Origin of the sequence: Nonomuraea rubra (assembly GCF_014207985.1) — a bacterium.
In the GTDB taxonomy this organism is placed as follows: Bacteria; Actinomycetota; Actinomycetes; order Streptosporangiales; family Streptosporangiaceae; genus Nonomuraea; species Nonomuraea rubra.
Map to the genome: position 1 here is coordinate 3,921,750 of NZ_JACHMI010000001.1, position 16,151 is coordinate 3,937,900.

Annotated in this window: 13 protein-coding genes; 10 read left to right on the top strand and 3 right to left on the bottom strand. The window is 71.0% G+C overall.

Annotated elements, in window-relative coordinates:
- Positions 1 to 163 precede the first annotated feature (163 nt).
- The 10 genes from HD593_RS17940 to HD593_RS17985 all read left to right on the top strand — a co-directional run bounded on the left by HD593_RS17940 (position 164) and on the right by HD593_RS17985 (position 12,727).
- On the top strand, positions 164 to 1,981 hold the full coding sequence (locus HD593_RS17940; RefSeq protein WP_185103237.1) for a carbohydrate ABC transporter permease: 1,818 nt from the start codon (positions 164 to 166) through the stop codon (positions 1,979 to 1,981).
- 11 nt (positions 1,982 to 1,992) lie between these two features.
- Positions 1,993 to 3,135, top strand: coding sequence for a GNAT family N-acetyltransferase (locus HD593_RS17945; protein ID WP_312903531.1), 1,143 nt, complete (start codon positions 1,993 to 1,995; stop codon positions 3,133 to 3,135).
- Positions 3,136 to 3,217: 82 nt separating this feature from the next.
- Positions 3,218 to 3,748, top strand: coding sequence for a crossover junction endodeoxyribonuclease RuvC (ruvC, locus tag HD593_RS17950; protein WP_185103238.1), 531 nt, complete (start codon positions 3,218 to 3,220; stop codon positions 3,746 to 3,748).
- A 303-nt stretch (positions 3,749 to 4,051) separates the two neighbouring features.
- The gene (ruvA, locus tag HD593_RS17955; protein ID WP_185103239.1) at positions 4,052 to 4,672 is read left to right on the top strand and encodes a Holliday junction branch migration protein RuvA; all 621 of its coding nucleotides are present in this window, start codon (positions 4,052 to 4,054) and stop codon (positions 4,670 to 4,672) included.
- A 360-nt stretch (positions 4,673 to 5,032) separates the two neighbouring features.
- Positions 5,033 to 6,067, top strand: coding sequence for a Holliday junction branch migration DNA helicase RuvB (gene ruvB, locus HD593_RS17960; RefSeq protein WP_185103240.1), 1,035 nt, complete (start codon positions 5,033 to 5,035; stop codon positions 6,065 to 6,067).
- A 217-nt stretch (positions 6,068 to 6,284) separates the two neighbouring features.
- Positions 6,285 to 6,671: a preprotein translocase subunit YajC gene (yajC, locus tag HD593_RS17965; protein ID WP_246546594.1), complete on the top strand. Its 387-nt coding sequence runs from the start codon at positions 6,285 to 6,287 to the stop codon at positions 6,669 to 6,671.
- Positions 6,672 to 6,763: 92 nt separating this feature from the next.
- Positions 6,764 to 8,647, top strand: a complete 1,884-nt coding sequence (secD, locus tag HD593_RS17970; protein ID WP_185103242.1) for a protein translocase subunit SecD — start codon at positions 6,764 to 6,766, stop codon at positions 8,645 to 8,647.
- Position 8,648: 1 nt separating this feature from the next.
- The gene (gene secF / locus HD593_RS17975) at positions 8,649 to 9,659 is read left to right on the top strand and encodes a protein translocase subunit SecF (protein ID WP_185103243.1); all 1,011 of its coding nucleotides are present in this window, start codon (positions 8,649 to 8,651) and stop codon (positions 9,657 to 9,659) included.
- A gap of 153 nt (positions 9,660 to 9,812) precedes the next feature.
- Complete coding sequence (locus HD593_RS17980; protein ID WP_185103244.1) at positions 9,813 to 10,331, top strand: adenine phosphoribosyltransferase; 519 nt, start codon at positions 9,813 to 9,815, stop codon at positions 10,329 to 10,331.
- Positions 10,332 to 10,534: 203 nt separating this feature from the next.
- Complete coding sequence (locus HD593_RS17985) at positions 10,535 to 12,727, top strand: RelA/SpoT family protein (RefSeq protein ID WP_185103245.1); 2,193 nt, start codon at positions 10,535 to 10,537, stop codon at positions 12,725 to 12,727.
- Here HD593_RS17985 and HD593_RS61430 read toward each other — a convergent pair.
- The 3 genes from HD593_RS61430 to HD593_RS18005 all read right to left on the bottom strand — a co-directional run bounded on the left by HD593_RS61430 (position 12,724) and on the right by HD593_RS18005 (position 16,073).
- Positions 12,724 to 13,815 (bottom strand): cupin domain-containing protein, encoded by a 1,092-nt coding sequence (locus tag HD593_RS61430; protein WP_246546606.1) that lies wholly within the window; start codon positions 13,813 to 13,815, stop codon positions 12,724 to 12,726. The two genes, HD593_RS17985 and HD593_RS61430, sit on opposite strands and share 4 nt — an antisense overlap.
- An 84-nt stretch (positions 13,816 to 13,899) precedes the next feature.
- Complete coding sequence (locus HD593_RS18000) at positions 13,900 to 15,129, bottom strand: DUF349 domain-containing protein (protein WP_185103246.1); 1,230 nt, start codon at positions 15,127 to 15,129, stop codon at positions 13,900 to 13,902.
- A gap of 62 nt (positions 15,130 to 15,191) precedes the next feature.
- Positions 15,192 to 16,073: a peptidylprolyl isomerase gene (locus tag HD593_RS18005; RefSeq protein WP_312903532.1), complete on the bottom strand. Its 882-nt coding sequence runs from the start codon at positions 16,071 to 16,073 to the stop codon at positions 15,192 to 15,194.
- Positions 16,074 to 16,151: the final 78 nt, after the last annotated feature.

Here is a 16,151-nt window from a genome sequence, read left to right on the forward strand (position 1 = left end):
TCGGGGTGCCCGCATCGGCTTGCCCGTGCCGGTTTGCCTGTGCCGGTTTGCCTGTGCCGGTTTGCCCGAGTCAGCCTTCGCGGGTGGCCGCATCGGGGGCGCGTCCGCGCAACGCGTTTCTTCGCGTGCGCGAGGGGCCCGCGGCAGCGTAGGGTCTGGCGACGTGACTTCCCCCACCCCTCCCCAGGCCTACGTCTCACCGGCCCTCGGCTGGCTGCTCGCCGTGCCTGCGCTGCTCGGCGCCCTCATCACCCTGGTGCTGCCGACCGCCCAGACGATCTGGCTCAGCTTCCAGAGCGGCGGCGTCCTGCGGGAGAGCTCCTACGTGGGGACGGCCAACTACGGCGAGCTGCTGGGCGGCGCCGACTTCTGGCGGGCACTGGGGTTCACGTCCTCGCTGACCGTGATCCCGCTGCTGGTGGCCGTGGTGGTGGGGCCGCTGCTGGCGCTGGCGCTCGACCGGGCGGGCACCTGGACCCGGCGGGCCGGGCGGATCGTGTTCTCGCTGGCCGTCGTCGCCTTCTCGCCGGTGGCGGTCGCGGGCGCCTGGCTGCGGGGGGCGATGCCGCACGCGTCCGGCCTGGTGACGCTGGCGGAGGGGCTGCGCGAGCCCGCGACGGCGCCGGGAACGTTCCGGCTGATCGTCGCGGCCGCCACGTTCGGCGTCGTGTGCGCGCTGGCCGTGATCGCGTTCCTGCCCGCGCTGCGCGGCGGCACCCCCGGCCCCGCGACGCTCGTCGTGGCGGTGCTCGTCGCGCTCGCCGTGGTCGCCGTGGGGCTGCAGACGTTCTCGCTCGGGCTGGTGCTCACGAGAGGCGGCCCTCAGCGGGCCACAGAGACGCTCGCGGGGCTGCAGTACGACTACGCCTTCCGGCTGGCCGAGTTCGGGCCTGGGGCGTCCGTGGCGGCCCTCACGGGGGTGATCCTCGGCGTGCTGGGGATCGTCGCCACGGTCGTCGCGGTGGCGGCCCGGCTCCGTATCACGCTCACCCCGCGCACCACGTCCCAGCACGAAACCGCCACCCCGCACCCGACCACCGCTTCGTACGGGCCCGGCACCGACCCGTCGAGGGCGGCCACCCCAGCCCCGTACGGGCCCGGCACCGACCCGTCGGGGGCAGGCAGCCCAGCCCCGTACGGGCCCGGGGTCCCGCACCCCTACGGGCCCGGCGCTCAGCTTCCGGACAAGACGGGCGTCCCGGTCCCGCCCTCGACCCCGACACCGTCCTCGGCCCCGGCTGTCGGGATGACCGTGGTCGGGGTCGTCGCGCTCGTGCTCGTCGCCGGGGTCGCGTTCGTCCTCACCTGGCCCTGGATGGACGGCGTGCTGGCCTCGCCCGCCACCCCGGCCGGAACCCTCGCCGCCCAGGTCAACACCTGGATCCCCGCCGTCGTGGGAGCCGTCGTCTCGGTCGGCGTCGCGTACCTGGCCGCGCTCGGCATCGGCGGCCTGCGCCCGCTCGGCCGGGCCAGCGAGTGGCTGCTGCTGCTCTTCGCCCCCTGGCTGTTCGCCGGCCCGGGCCCGCTCGCCGTCGCCAACTGGCAGAACGTCCACAACCTCGGCCTCATCGACACCTTCCCGGCGCTCATCCCGCCCCTCCTGGTCAGCGTCCCCGCGCTGCTGGTGCTCACGCTCCTGTGCAGGGGCCTGGCCGAACGGGCCGGCGGCGACTTCTTCGGCGGCGTGCTGCTGCCGTCGCTCCCCATGGCGGGCATCCTCGCCGGCGCCGTAGCCCTGGTGAACGCCCACGACCTGCTCTGGCCGATGCTGGTCGTCCAGAAGCCGGCCCTGTTCACCACACCGGTCGCACAGGTGAACCAGCTCGCCTCCTACACCGCGACGGCTCCCGACGTGGGCGCCGCCACGCCGCTGGCCGTGGTCGCCGTCGCGCTGGCCGCCCTCGTGGCCGCCCAGCTGCTCTACCTCGACCGGCTCGCCATCCGGACAAACGGCTCGCACGTTCGCACACCGCCTGCGTAGGGTGGCCGCTTGTGGACATACGAGACCTGACTCCCGAAGACCTCGACGACGTTCTCGACCTGCGTAAGCGCTCGTTCGGCCCGCTCTCCGCCGACGACAGGGAGAGGTGGCGCAAGGCGGTGCTCCCGGCGCTGGGGGAGGGCCGCTACCTGGGGGTGTTCGACGGCACGCGGCTGGCGGCGGCGGCCCGCCTGCGGCGGTTCACGCAGTGGTGGCACGGCAGGCCGCAGCCGATGGCGGGCGTCGCGGGCGTCACCGTCGGCCCGGAGGACCGCGGGCGCGGCGTCGGCTCCCGGATCATGCGCGCCGTCATCGGCCGCGCGGGCGAGCTCGGCGACGCCGTCTCCGCGCTCTACCCGGCCACCACGGCCATCTACCGCGGGGTCGGTTTCGAGCACGCCGGAGCCCTCAACAACGTGCGCCTGCCCGCCGAGTCGCTGCGCGCCATCCGGCCGTCGGGCCAGGTCAAGCTGCGCAGGATGGGCCCGGGCGACGCCGCCGAGCTGATGTCGGTGCTGCACCGCGTGCACGGCGAGGCCCGTTCGAGCGGCCCGGTCTCCTGGGACGAGGACACCTGGAACCTGTGGCTCGCCAACGAGGACGACTTCCTCTACCTGGCCGACGACGGCTACGCCATCTACCGGTGGAAGGGCGACGACATGGAGGTCGAGAACGTCGTCGCCGCCTCCCCCGAGACCCTGCGGGCCCTGTGGTCGATGATCGGCAGCGCCTCCACGATCGCGCACGAGGTCGTCGCCTCCGTGGCGCCGGACGACCCGGTGTTGTGGCTGCTGCGCGAGCGTACGAAGGAGCGGGTCCAGCAGGTGAGGTGGATGTTCAGGGTGCTGGACGTGGCCGCGGCCGTCGAGCGGAGGGGCTACCCGGAGCAGGCGGCCTGCGAGGCCGTCGTCACCGTCGACGACCCGGTCAGGGGCGGAGGCACCTGGCGCCTGGACATCTCCGGCGGATCGGGCACGGCCACCCCTGTCGAGGAGCCCGGCGTCACGCTCTCAGTGAACGGCTTCTCCGCCCTGTACGCCGGTATCCCCACCCGGACCCTCCGCCTCGCCGGTCTCATGTCCGGACATGACCGCCACGACCAGGCGCTCGACGCCGCCTTCGCCGCCAAGCCGTACATGCTCGACTACTTCTGACGCCCGCATCCCGGTGCGCGCCCACCCCGGCCGGAGTAAAGTCTCATGCCGAACAGATGTTCGGCGACGGGAGGGCGGGCCGGTGCGGGTGATGGGCGTCGATCCGGGGCTGACCCGGTGCGGCCTCGGTGCTGTCGAGGGGCGCCCGGGCGCCCCGCTGAGCCTGGTGGCCGTCGGGGTGGTGCGCACCGGGGCCGACGAGGATCTCGGCGCCCGGCTCGTCGGCATCGAGGCGGGCATCGAGCGCTGGCTCGACGAGGTGCGGCCCGACGCGGTGGCGGTGGAGCGCGTCTTCAGCCAGCACAACGTACGCACGGTCATGGGCACGGCCCAGGCGGCGGGCATCGCCGTCCTCTGCGCCGCCAGACGCGGCCTCCCGGTGGCCCTGCACACGCCGTCGGAGGTCAAGGCCGCGATCACGGGCAGCGGCACGGCCGACAAGAAGCAGATCGGCGCCATGGTCACCCGCTTGCTGCGCCTGGCCGAAATGCCCAAACCCGCGGACGCCGCCGACGCCCTCGCCCTGGCCATCTGCCACATCTGGCGCGGCGCCGCCCAGCACCGCCTCGCCGAGGCCCTCGCCCGCGCCCCCCGCCGAAACCCCGCCCAATGACACCCCGGCCCCACATCGGCCGCCTGCGCCGGTCACCTGCGCCGGTCACCTGCGTCGGCTACCTGCGCTGGCCACCCGCATCGGCCACCCGCATCGGTCATCCATGTCGGCTACTCGCGTCGGCAACCCATCTCCGGCAACTCACCCTCAGCATCAGTTCGGCAACTCAGCTCGGCGGGCGCGGGGCAGCGCGGATTCGGCTGCGGAGCGCGGCGTGAGTGGGCTCTTCGGCGTGAAGTGCGCTATGACAGGAGCCGGTGATGGAAACCGAACCATGGCGGGACCGATGACAGGAGGACAGGCGTGATCGCGTCGGTGGCGGGCAAGGTGACCGCGATAGCGCCGGACGGTGCCGTGATCGAGGTGGGCGGCGTCGGCATCCTCACCCACTGCACCCCCGGCACCCTCGCGACCCTCAGAATGGGCGAGCAGGCACGCCTGTCGACCTCGCTGGTGGTGCGCGAGGAATCACTCACCCTGTACGGCTTCGCCACCGACGACGAGCGCGCCGTGTTCGAGCTCCTGCAGACCGCCAGCGGCGTCGGCCCCAAGCTGGCCCTGGCGATGCTCGCCGTGCACACACCCAACACGCTCCGGGTCGCGGTGGCCGCCGCCGACGTCAAGGCGCTCACACAGGTGCCGGGGATCGGGCAGAAGGGGGCGCAGCGCATCATCCTGGAGCTGAAGGACCGGCTCGGCACGCCGGAGGAGGCCGTCAACGCCGCGCTCAACGGGGAGCGGCGGGTGGCGGTGTGGCGGGACCAGGTCCACTCGGGGCTGGTGGGGCTGGGCTACTCCAGCAAGGACGCCGACGAGGCGATCGCCGCCGTGGAGCCGGACGCCGACGCAGAGGTCGCCGCCGGCCGCCAGCCCCAGGTCGCCGCCCTCCTGAAGGCCGCCCTCCGTTCCCTGAGCATCCGATGACCCACCCCCTCCCCACCTCCGCGCCCCCTGCGCTCCCTGTGACGGCCGCCGTGCTGGGCCGCGTTGCAGCGCCGTCGTGTGCCGCCTTGCTGTGCTGCGCTGCCGCATCGCACCTCGCAGGGATGCCGCCGTCGTGTGCGGCTCCGCTGGGCCGCACCGCCGCATTGCGACGCGCGGGCATGCAGCCATCGTGTGCCACCAAGCCGCGCCGGTGCGGTGCTGAGGTGGCGGCTGCTGGCCGCAGGGTGACATCTTCGGACCCCGCAGAGTGCGACCCCCACCACGACCGCCGACCACCCACCGGCACCGGCACCGGCACCCGGAGCCGGACCGCGGAGCGCAGCGAGAGGAGGCACAGGCATGGGATTTGACCGGGAGGAGATCCTCTCGTCCACGGCCGGAGGCGACGAGCTGCAGATCGAGGCCGCGCTCCGCCCCAAGCGCCTCAGCGAGTTCATCGGCCAGGGCCGCGTACGCGAGCAGCTGTCGCTGGTGCTGGAGAGCGCGCTGCGCAGGCAGAGCCCGCCCGACCACGTGCTCATGAGCGGCTCCCCGGGCCTCGGCAAGACGACCCTGGCCATGATCATCGCAGCCGAGCTGAACGCCCCCCTGAGGATCACCTCGGGCCCGGCGCTGGAGCGCGCTGGCGATCTGGCTGCGATTCTGTCCACGCTGGCCGAGGGCGAGGTGCTGTTCATCGACGAGATCCACCGGATGGCCAGGCCGGCCGAGGAGATGTTGTATCTCGCGATGGAGGACTTCCGGGTCGACATCGTCGTCGGCAAGGGCCCGGGCGCCACCGCCATCCCGCTCGACATCGCGCCGTTCACGCTGGTGGGAGCCACCACGCGGGCCGGGCTGCTGCCGGCGCCGCTGCGTGACCGGTTCGGGTTCACCGCCCACATGGACTTCTACGAGACCCCCGAGCTGGAGCAGGTGCTGCGCCGTTCGGCCAAGCTGCTCGGGGTGGGCCTGCCGGACGACGGCGCGCACGAGATCGCCCGGCGGTCCCGGGGCACGCCGCGCATCGCGAACCGGCTGCTGAGGCGCGTGCGCGACTTCGCCGACGTGCGGGCCGACGGTGTGATCGACCGCGACATCGCCGCGGCGGCGCTGAACCTGTACGAGGTCGACGGCGAGGGGCTCGACCGGCTCGACCGGGCGGTGCTCGGCGCGCTGCTGAAGAAGTTCGGCGGCGGCCCCGTCGGGCTGTCCACGCTGGCGGTCGCCGTGGGGGAGGAGCCGGAGACGGTCGAGGTGGTGGCCGAGCCGTTCCTCGTACGGCAAGGTCTGCTGGCCAGGACCCCGCGCGGCCGGGTCGCCACGGCGGCGGCGTGGGTGCATCTGGGGATGACACCACCACCAGATGCGTTCGGAGCGTCACTTTTCGAGTGATCACAGATCGGTTGCAACCGTTTCAAAATGGGAACTTCCCCGCGCGCCGGAACGCTGCCTCGTTGCCGCGTTTCGCAACAAGCGCCTACACTCCGTGGCTTGGCTGGCTGTGTAGGCTGACGGGCTGAGCGGCGCGGCCCGACGCAACGCACGGAATTTCCGGCGCGAGGCCGGTGTCAACTTCTTGTACGACAATGGAAGGTCGCCCCTGATGGACATGGGACAACTCGGAAGCATCCTGCCGCTGATCCTTCTGGTGGTGGTGTTCTACTTCCTGCTGATCCGCCCCCAGCGCAAGCGCCAGCAAGAGGCGATCAAGATGCAGAACTCCCTGACGCCCGGCACCCGGGTCATGACCACGACGGGCCTGTTCGGTACGGTCGTGGCACTCGACAACGAGGACGTCATCATCGAGGTCGCGCCGGGGATCGAGACCCGCTGGGTGAAGGCGGCGATCGGCCGGGTCATCACCCCCGGCGACGCCCCGGTGAGTGACGACGAGTCGGCCGCTGACCAGGTCGAACTCGACGAAGAGGGCAAGAAGGAGTCCGAGGCCACCGTAGAGCGTGACGGCGACCAGGGCTCCAGTACCAAGCAGTCCTGACTAAGCTCTGCGACACAACCTCTATCTGAAAGAACTGACGACCAGTGGCCCGACCGACCAGCCGCCACAGCCGACCGGGGCGTACGCTCCTCGTGTTGCTGGCGCTCATCCTCGCCCTGGGCGGGACGATGTTCCTGCAGAGCGCGTACACGCCGAAGCTGGGACTCGACCTCGCGGGCGGCACCACGGTGACTCTGACTCCCGTGACCCAGAACAACGCGTCGCCGCCTGAGGAGATCCTCGACCGCGCGGTCAACATCATCCGCGACCGGGTCAACGGCACCGGAATCTCCGACGCCGAGGTCGCCAAGTCCGGCGACAACATCATCATCTCCATCCCGGGCGTCGGTCAGAACGAGGCCATCAAGCTGGTCGCGACCACTGCGGAGCTGCGTTTCCGCCAGGTGCTCGCCGTGGCGGCCACGCAGGCTCCGCAGGATCTGGCCACCAACGCGCCGACGCCGGGCGGTACGCCCTCGGGGTCGGCGAGTCCGTCGGCCAGCCCCTCCGCGTCCCCGACGGCCCAGCCGTCCACCTCGCAGTCGATCACGACGCCGAGCGCCTCCCCGACGGGCAAGGCGCTGTCGTCGGCGCTGACCGCGCCGACGCAGTCGGCCTCGGCACCGGCCCAGGGCTCCGCGGACCCGTCGGCCAAGCCGACCGCGACGCAGAAGACCGGCCAGACGGGCCAGGACGGCAAGACGGGTCAGGACGGCAAGACCCAGACGGCCCAGGACAGCAAGACCCAGACGGGCCAGGACGGCAAGAACCAGGAGCAGGGCGGCAAGAAGGGGCAGGAGGCCAAGTCCTCTCCCACGGCCAAGGCCACCCCGAGCGCCCAGGCGAGCACGCCTCCCGCGCAGGACCCCAACGCCGGCATCGACACCACGGGCATCGACCCGGCGGTGCTCCAGCAGTTCAACAAGCTCGACTGCTCCAACCCCGCCAACCGCGGCCAGGGCGTCCAGGACGACCCGGCCAAGCAGTACGCGGCCTGTGAGACCGACGGCAGCTACAAGTACGTCCTCGACGTCGCCAAGGTCGTCGGCACCGACATCGACACGGCCTCGGCGGGCGTCCGCCAGGGCACCACCGAGTGGGTCGTCCAGCTCGACTTCAAGAGCAAGGGCGCCGGCGAGTGGGGCAAGCTCACCACCACCGCCTACAACTCGCCCGAGCCGCGCAACATGGTCGCGGTCGTGCTCGACGGCGTGGTCATCACCGCCCCGGTCATCCAGAGCCCGATCCCCGGCGGCCGGGCCGAGATCACCGGCGGCTTCGACCAGCTCAGCGCCACCAACCTGGCCGACCAGCTCAAGTACGGCGCGCTGCCGCTGAAGTTCAACCGCAGCTCGGTCGACACGGTCTCCTCGACCCTGGGCCAGGACCAGCTGGAGGGCGGCCTGATCGCCGGCGTCATCGGGCTCGGGCTCGTGGTGCTCTACTGCCTGCTCTACTACCGGGGCCTGGGCATCGTGGCGGTGCTGAGCCTCGTGGTGGCCACGGTCATCACGTACACCTCGGTGGTCGTGCTCGGCCACAACGCGGGCTTCCGGCTCTCGCTGCCGCACATCATCGGTTTGGTGGTCTCGATCGGTATCACCGCCGACTCCTTCATCGTGTACTTCGAACGCATCCGTGATGAGATGAAGGAAGGTCGGCGGACGCTTCGCGCGGCCGTCGAGGTGGCCTGGGTTCGTGCCCGGCGCACGATCCTGATCGCCGACGCCGTCATGTTCATCGCCGCGATCGTGCTGTACTTCCTGGCGGTGGGCGGTGTGGCCGGGTTCGCGTTCGCGATGGGCCTGACCACGCTGATCGACATCGTGGTGGTGTTCCTGTTCACCAAGCCGTTCATCGCCCTGCTGGCGAGGATGAAGTTCTTCGCCAAGGGGCACCCGCTGTCGGGTCTCGACGCCGAGCGCATGAGCGAGACGTCGTCCACCGGCCGCACGACCACTCCGCAGGAGGCCTGAGATGGGACTTGCGCGTCGCCTCTACCGCGGCGAGATCGACGTCGACTTCGTCGGCAAGTGGCGGTTGTGGTACAGCCTGTCCGGCCTGCTGCTGGCCATCTCGCTGGCCGGGCTGCTGGTCAACGGGCTCAACCTCGGCGTCGAGTTCAAGGGCGGCACGATCTTCTCATTCAAGGCCACCCAGACCTCCGTCCAGGAGGTCCGCGAGGCCGTGCTCGACGAGGGCGTGCACCAGGTGATCGTCCAGCAGGCCGGCACGGACGGCTGGCGGGCGACCACGGAGAGCCTGTCGGAGGACACCAGGGCCCAGGTGCAGAGCGCGATCGCCAAGGACTTCAACGTCCCGGTCGATCAGGTCAGCATCCAGGCCATCGGCCCGTCCTGGGGCGGTGAGGTGTCGCAGAAGGCGTGGATCGGCCTGGCCGTGTTCATGCTGGCGATCATCCTGTACCTGTCGATGGCGTTCGAGCCGAAGATGGCGCTGGCCGCCATCGTCGCGCTCATCCACGACCTCGTCATCACGGCCGGCATCTACGCCTGGTCGGGCTTCGAGGTCACGCCCGCGACGCTGCTGGGCTTCCTGACCATCCTCGGTTACTCGCTCTACGACGCGGTCGTGGTGTTCGACATGATCAAGGAGGTCACGGCCAAGCTGGGGCACACGTCCAAGCAGACGTACTCGATGGCCGCCAACAACGCGCTCAACCACACGCTGATCCGGTCGCTGAACACCTCGCTGGTCGCGATTTTGCCGGTGGCGGCGATCCTGTTCATCGGCACCACGGTGCTCGGTGCGGGCACGCTGAAGGACCTGTCGCTGTCGCTGTTCGTCGGCATGATCGTCGGTACGTACTCGTCGCTGTGCGTCGCCACGCCGCTGCTGGTGACGCTGAAGGAGCGCGAGCCGAAGTACCAGGCCATCGCCAGGAGGCTCGCCTCCACGGGAGGTGGCGGCAAGGGCTCGGGCAAGGGGTCGAAGGGCTCCAAAAGCGCGGCCGTAGCCAAGGGCTAGCCACCGCAGGCCACCGTACGGCGCCCTCGCCCCGCACCGGGGCGGGGGCGCCGTTCGCGTGCACCCCCAAGCAGGGCCGGTACGCGCGAGGGCCGGAATGCACCATCATGGACCCCGGCAGACGGCCGGTGGAGAAATGCGAGGGAAACACCCATGACCGAGCTGAGCACGCTGATCCTGGACCGGATCAGGGATGTGCCCGACTACCCCAAGCCCGGGGTCATGTTCAAGGACATCACCCCGCTGCTGGCCGACCCGGTCGCGATGGCGGCCGTGGTGGACGAGCTGGCCGGGCTCCACCAGGTGGACAAGATCGTGGGCATCGAGGCCCGGGGCTTCATCCTGGCCGCGCCGGTGGCCTACCGGGCGGCGGCGGGGTTCGTCCCGGTGCGCAAGAAGGGGAAACTGCCTGCCGAGACACTGGAAGAGTCCTACGATCTGGAGTACGGCTCCGCGACCATCGAGGTGCACCGCGACGCGTTCGCGCCCGGTGACCGGGTGCTCGTCGTCGACGATGTGCTGGCCACGGGAGGCACCGCGAAGGCGGCCGTGGAGCTGGTGGAGAGGGCCGGAGCCGAGGTCGTCGGCATCGCCGTGCTGATGGAGCTGGCCTTCCTCAAGGGACGTGAGCGGCTGACGGGCGTGGAGTTGCACTCCCTCGTGATCGTCTGAGCCCGGCCCGCGACGGTCCAGGTTCGCCACCTGGATACACTGGGGGGATCTGGACTCGAAACGTGAGGAGCTTTGCGTGGGGAGTCAGTGCGGGAGGAGTCTGAGTGCCCCGTGATGTGGTCGTGCCCGACGTAACCGACTCTGGCAATGCCGAGGCGCCCGGCATGCCGGCGGTGCGTCGACGGCGGTTTGGGGGTGGGGCCATGAATCCGGTGCTGGAGCCGTTGTTCCGCACGGTCAGAGCCACCCATCCCAAGGCCGATCTGCGGCTGATCGAGCGTGCCTACGACGTGGCCGCCTACCACCACCGTGACCAGAAGCGGAAGTCGGGCGATCCGTACATCACGCACCCGCTGGCCGTGGCGACGATCCTGGCCGAGCTGGGCACCGACGACGAGACGTTGTGCGCGGCGCTGCTGCACGACACGGTCGAGGACACCGCCTACAGCCTCGACGAGCTGCGTGGCGACTTCGGCGACACGATCGGGTCCCTGGTCGACGGCGTCACCAAGCTTGACAAGGTCAAGTTCGGCGACGCCGCGCAGGCCGAGACCGTGCGCAAGATGGTCGTCGCCATGTCGCGCGACATCCGCGTGCTGATCATCAAGCTGGCCGACCGCCTGCACAACATGCGCACCATGCGCTACCTGCCGGAGCACAAGCGGCACCAGAAGTCGCGCGAGACGCTGGAGATCTTCGCCCCGCTGGCCCACCGCCTGGGCATGAACACGATCAAGTGGGAGCTGGAGGACCTCGCGTTCGCCATGCTCTACCCGAAGCGCTACGACGAGATCGCCCGCATGGTGTCGGAGCGGGCGCCGCGCCGCGACCTGTTCCTGCAGGAGGTCATCGAGAAAGTCCACGGCGACCTGCGCGAGGCGAAGATCCGCGCGGTGGTGAAGGGCCGGCCGAAGCACTACTACTCGGTCTACCAGAAGATGATCGCCAGGGATGTCGCGTTCGACGACATCTACGACCTGGTGGGCATCCGCGTCCTGGTCGACAGCGTGCGCGACTGCTACGCCGCGCTCGGCACCATCCACGCCAGGTGGAACCCGGTGCCGGGGCGCTTCAAGGACTACATCGCGATGCCCAAGTTCAACATGTACCAGTCGCTGCACACGACGGTGATCGGTCCCGAGGGCAAGCCGGTGGAGCTGCAGATCCGCACCCACGCGATGCACCACAGGGCCGAGTACGGCGTGGCCGCGCACTGGAAGTACAAGGAGGAGGTCGGCGCCCCCGGCCCCACGGGGAAGGTCAAGCCGGGCAGCGACATGGCCTGGCTGCGCCAGCTCCTCGACTGGCAGAAGGAGACCTCCGACCCGGGCGAGTTCCTGGAGTCGCTGCGGTTCGACCTGTCGGTCTCCGAGGTCTACGTCTTCACCCCGAAGGGCCAGGTCATCGCCCTGCCGGAGGGTGCCACGCCGGTCGACTTCGCGTACGCGGTGCACACGGAGGTGGGGCACCGCTGTATCGGCGCCCGGGTCAACGGGCGGCTGGTGCCCCTGGAGTCGCGGCTCGGCAACGGCGACACGGTGGAGATCTTCACCTCCAAGTCGCCGGACGCCGGGCCGTCGCGCGACTGGCTGAAGTTCGTCAAGTCGGGCCGGGCCCGCAACAAGATCCGGCAGTGGTTCTCCAAGGAGCGCCGCGAGACCGCGATCGAGGCGGGCAAGGAGGCCATCGGCCGGGCCATGCGCAAGCAGGGCCTGCCGCTGCAGCGGCTGATGTCCGGCGAGGCGCTGCTGGCGCTGGCCCGCGACCTGCGCTACCCCGACGTGTCCGCCCTGTACGCGGCCGTCGGCGAGGGCCACATCGCGGCCCAGGCGGTCGTGCAGAAGCTGGTGGCCTCGATCGGCGGCGTCGACAGCGCCGAGGAGGACATCGCCGAGACCTCGCTGCCGACGCGGCTGCGCGGCCGTCCCCGCGGCGGTGGCGGCGCCGGCGTGGTGGTGGCGGGCGACGCCGACGTCTGGGTACGCCTGTCGAAGTGCTGCACCCCGGTGCCGGGCGACGAGATCGTCGGGTTCGTCACCCGGGGCCACGGCGTGTCGGTGCACCGGGCCGACTGCACCAACGTGCAGCAGCTCAAGGCGCAGCCCGACCGCCTGGTGGAGGTGAGCTGGTCGCCGAGCGACGACAGCGTGTTCCTGGTGGCCATCCAGGTGGAGGCGCTCGACCGGCCGCGGCTGCTGTCGGACGTCACCCGTACGCTGTCGGACCAGCACGTCAACATCCTCAGCGCCTCGGTCACGACGTCGCGCGACCGGGTGGCGATCAGCAAGTTCACGTTCGAGATGGGCGACCCCAAGCACCTGGGGCACGTGCTCAAGGCCGTGCGCAGCATCCAGGGCGTGTTCGACGTCTACCGGGTGAGCGGCGCGGGCGGCTAGTGCTGGCGCAGGTCGGGCAGGTTGACCACGACGGCCTCCTGCGTGCTGCGCGCGATCACCACGACCGCCTCGTGCGACGGGTCGGGGTTCTCCTCGCGGTGCGGCACGTACGGCGGCACGAACACGTAGTCGCCCGGCCCCGCGTCGATGCGCCGCTCCCGGCCCTCCTCCAGGAACACGAACGACGGCGTGCCGCTGACCACGTAGATGGCCGTCTCGGAGGCGCCGTGGTGGTGGTCGGACGAGCGGGTGGCGGGGGCGACGTGGGTCTGCCCCATCCACAGCCGCGACGAGCCGGTCGTGGCGCCGCTGACGGCGGCCAGCCGCCGCATCCCGCCGCTCTGCGCCGTCTCGCCGGAGAGCGCCCCTGAGGGCACGTGACGCAGCGGCTGGTGGAAGGGGTCCCCCTGGGTCCTGTAACCCTCCCAGAGACGCCCTCCGGCCCGCTCAAGGACGTCCGTGGCCACGGCGGCCAGCCTGGCGGGGTCGTCGCGGGCGTCGAGCAGCTCATCGGCCAGCTTCGCATCGTGGGCGCGCAGCTCGCGCAGCAGCCACTTGCCGCTGCCCTGCCACGCCCGCCCCACGCCCAGCGCCGTCCGCGCGGCCGCCTGGACGACCTCCCAGCCGATGAACGCCCGCTCGCCCGGATCGGTCGCGCCCGACAGGTCGTCGAGCAGGTCGGACAGCACGTACCTGAAACGGTCGGCCTGGCCGTCGGTCAGCCCCGACGGGCCGTCCGCGAGGCGGTCGGCCAGCTCGGACTGGAGGTCGCTGGCCCTGCCGCCCGTCCTGTCGGTCACCACCGCGCCCTCGGCGCAGATGCGGGCCAGGACCGGCCGCCGCTGCTCGAAGCCGTCGTCGACGTAGACGGCCAGGCTGGTCTCGCTGTGCGCGAACAGCTCCACCGGCCACTCGCGCCAGCGCAGCGACTCCCGGTAGGGGGCGGGCAGGCCGTCGAGCACCACCACGACGTCGAGGTCGGAGGTGGCGGTGCGGAGCCCGGTGAGCACGCTGCCGCCGACGAAGGCGTACAGGGCGCCGGGGAACAGCTCTTCGACGAAGGCACGCGCGGCCGCGACGGGGTCCATGACCGCCAGCCTAGATCCCGGGCCCCGTCGCGCGCCGCCCGATCGGCGACGGCGGCCCGGGGGAGCACAGCCTGGCTGAAACCCCTAGCTGAACTCGGTGAGCGTGCGCTCGGCCTCCGCCAGCCACGAACGGCGGGCGATCAGGGCCTCCTCGGCCTCCTTGACGTCCTTGGCGCGCCCGGCGGCCTGCGCCTTGGACAGCCGCTTCTCGAGCTGCTCGATCGAGGTGCGGAGCTGGTCGACCGTGCTCTGGGCGCGGGCCCTGGCCTCGGGGTTGGACCGCTTCCACTCGGCGTCCTCGGCCTTGCGCACGGCCTCGTCGACCTTGCGCAGCCCGCCCTCCAGCCGGTCGCGCTGCTCGCGCGGCACGGGCCCGGCGGCCTCCCAGCGCTCCAGGACGTGCCGCAGCGCCGCCCTGGCCGTGCGTACGTCGGTGACCGGGAGGAGCTTCTCGGCCTCGGCCAGCAGCACCTCCTTGACCTCCGCGTTGGCGGCCAGCGAGGCGTCCCGCTCCGCGAACACCGCGGAACGGGCCTGGAAGAACTGGTCCTGGGCGGCCTTGAAGCGCGCCCACAGCTCGTCCTCGGCCTCGCGGGAGGCCCGCCCGGCGCTCTTCCACTGCTGCATCAGCTCGCGGTAGATCGCCGCGGTCTGGCCCCAGTCGGTCGAGTCGGCGAGCGCCTCGGCCTCGGCGACGATGCGCTCCTTGGCCGAGCGGACGCCCTCGCGCTGCTCGTCCAGCCCCGCGAAGTACTGCTTGCGCCGCTTGGCGAACGCCGTGCGCGCGGCCGACAGCCGCTTCCACAGCGCGGCCTCGGTGACCCGGTCGATGCGGTCGGCGGCCTTCCACTCCTCCACCAGCTGGCGCAGCCGCTCCCCACCGGACTTCCAGTGGGTGGTCTCGTCCGCGATGCGCTCGGCCTCGCCGACGATGCGCTCCTTGACCGCCCTGGCCTCGGCCCGCGCGTGCTCGCGAGCCGCCTTGACCTCCTCGCGGCGCTGTGCGACGAGCTCGGTCAGGCCGTCCAGCCGCCGCGTCAGCGCGTCCAGGTCCCCGATGGCGTGCGCTTCGGAGACGGCCTCGCGCAGCTTGGTGATGCTCGCCTCGGCCTGTGCCGGGGCCAGATCGGTGCCCCTGACCCGCTGTTCGAGCAGCTGCACCTGACCGGCCAGCTCGTCGTACTTGCGATGGAAGTAGGCCAGTGCCTCTTCGGGTTCACCGGCCTGCCAGGAGCCGACGGCCCGCTCTCCCTCAGCCGTACGCACGTAGACGGTGCCGTCGTCGTCTACCCGGCCCCACGGGTCGGTGCTCACCGTGTCCTCCCGCACTATCCATCAGACCCTTCGGGACTACTTCGTCCCTAGTTTGTATTACGTCAGCTCTTGCCGGCGATTGTCACGTCTTTGATTTCGACGGTTTGCTTTGGCGCTCCAGTCCCATCTCCCATGGCGCTAGGGATGTTGCCTGCTTTGTTCACCTTGTCCAGGATGTCGAGCCCCTTGGTGATCGTACCCACCGGCGTGTAATCCGGGGTGAGCCCGATGTCCCCGTAAACCAGGAAGAACTGGCTGCCCGTGCTGCCCGGAGCCTGCGTTTTGGCCATGGCCATCACGCCGCGCTTGTACTGGGCGCCCTGCAGGTTCTCCTCGGCCATGACGTAGCCGGGGCCGCCCTGGCCGTCGGTCTCGTTCTTGCCGTCGGCCTTGGCCGTCGGGTCGCCGCACTGGAGCATCGGGAACTGGTCGCCGCCGAGCCGGTGGCACTTGCTGCCGTCGTAGTAGTTCTTCTTCGCCAGGAACTCCAGCGAGTTCGTGGTGCACGGCGCCTTGGCGTTGTCGAGCTCGACCACGATGTCGCCCAGATTCGTCTTGAACGTCATCGTCTTCGTGGCCGGCTCGGTCTTGACCTTCGCCGGCGGCATGCCGACGTCCTTGACCGTGCCGCCCGAGGCGTCCTTGACGTAGTCGCACGTGCCCGTCTTGGCGTCGTACGGCTTGGGCCCCGTGCTCGCCGACGCCTGAGCGGTGTCGGTGGGTACGGCCGACGCCGACGGCGAGGCGGCCGCCTCGGTGCCCGTGTCGTTGCCGCCCAGCAGCGCGACCGCGGCCACGATGCCTCCGACCACGATCACGACGCCCACGGTGGAGCCGATGATCGCCGTGCGCTTGGCCTTCTGCTCGCGCTCGATGCGGCGCTGCATCTGCCGCTCGTAGTGCTCGCGCGCCAGCTGCTTCTGCCGGTCCTTCCCCGTGGCCACCGCTTTGCCTCCCATAGTCAATCAACTGAGGTGGGCGAATCGTATCGGCCAACGGGTAATGATTCGCAGCCCGGCGAC

Bases quoted from the DNA above. Each gene is read 5' to 3' on its own strand.
- ruvB (WP_185103240.1), top strand. From the start codon at position 5,033: ATGGGATTTGACCGGGAGGAGATCCTCTCGTCCACGGCCGGAGGCGAC.
- yajC (WP_246546594.1), top strand. From the start codon at position 6,285: ATGGGACAACTCGGAAGCATCCTGCCGCTGATCCTTCTGGTGGTGGTG.
- secF (WP_185103243.1), top strand. From the start codon at position 8,649: ATGGGACTTGCGCGTCGCCTCTACCGCGGCGAGATCGACGTCGACTTC.
- HD593_RS17980 (WP_185103244.1), top strand. From the start codon at position 9,813: ATGACCGAGCTGAGCACGCTGATCCTGGACCGGATCAGGGATGTGCCC.
- HD593_RS17985 (WP_185103245.1), top strand. From the start codon at position 10,535: ATGAATCCGGTGCTGGAGCCGTTGTTCCGCACGGTCAGAGCCACCCAT.
- HD593_RS61430 (WP_246546606.1), bottom strand. From the start codon at position 13,815: ATGGACCCCGTCGCGGCCGCGCGTGCCTTCGTCGAAGAGCTGTTCCCC.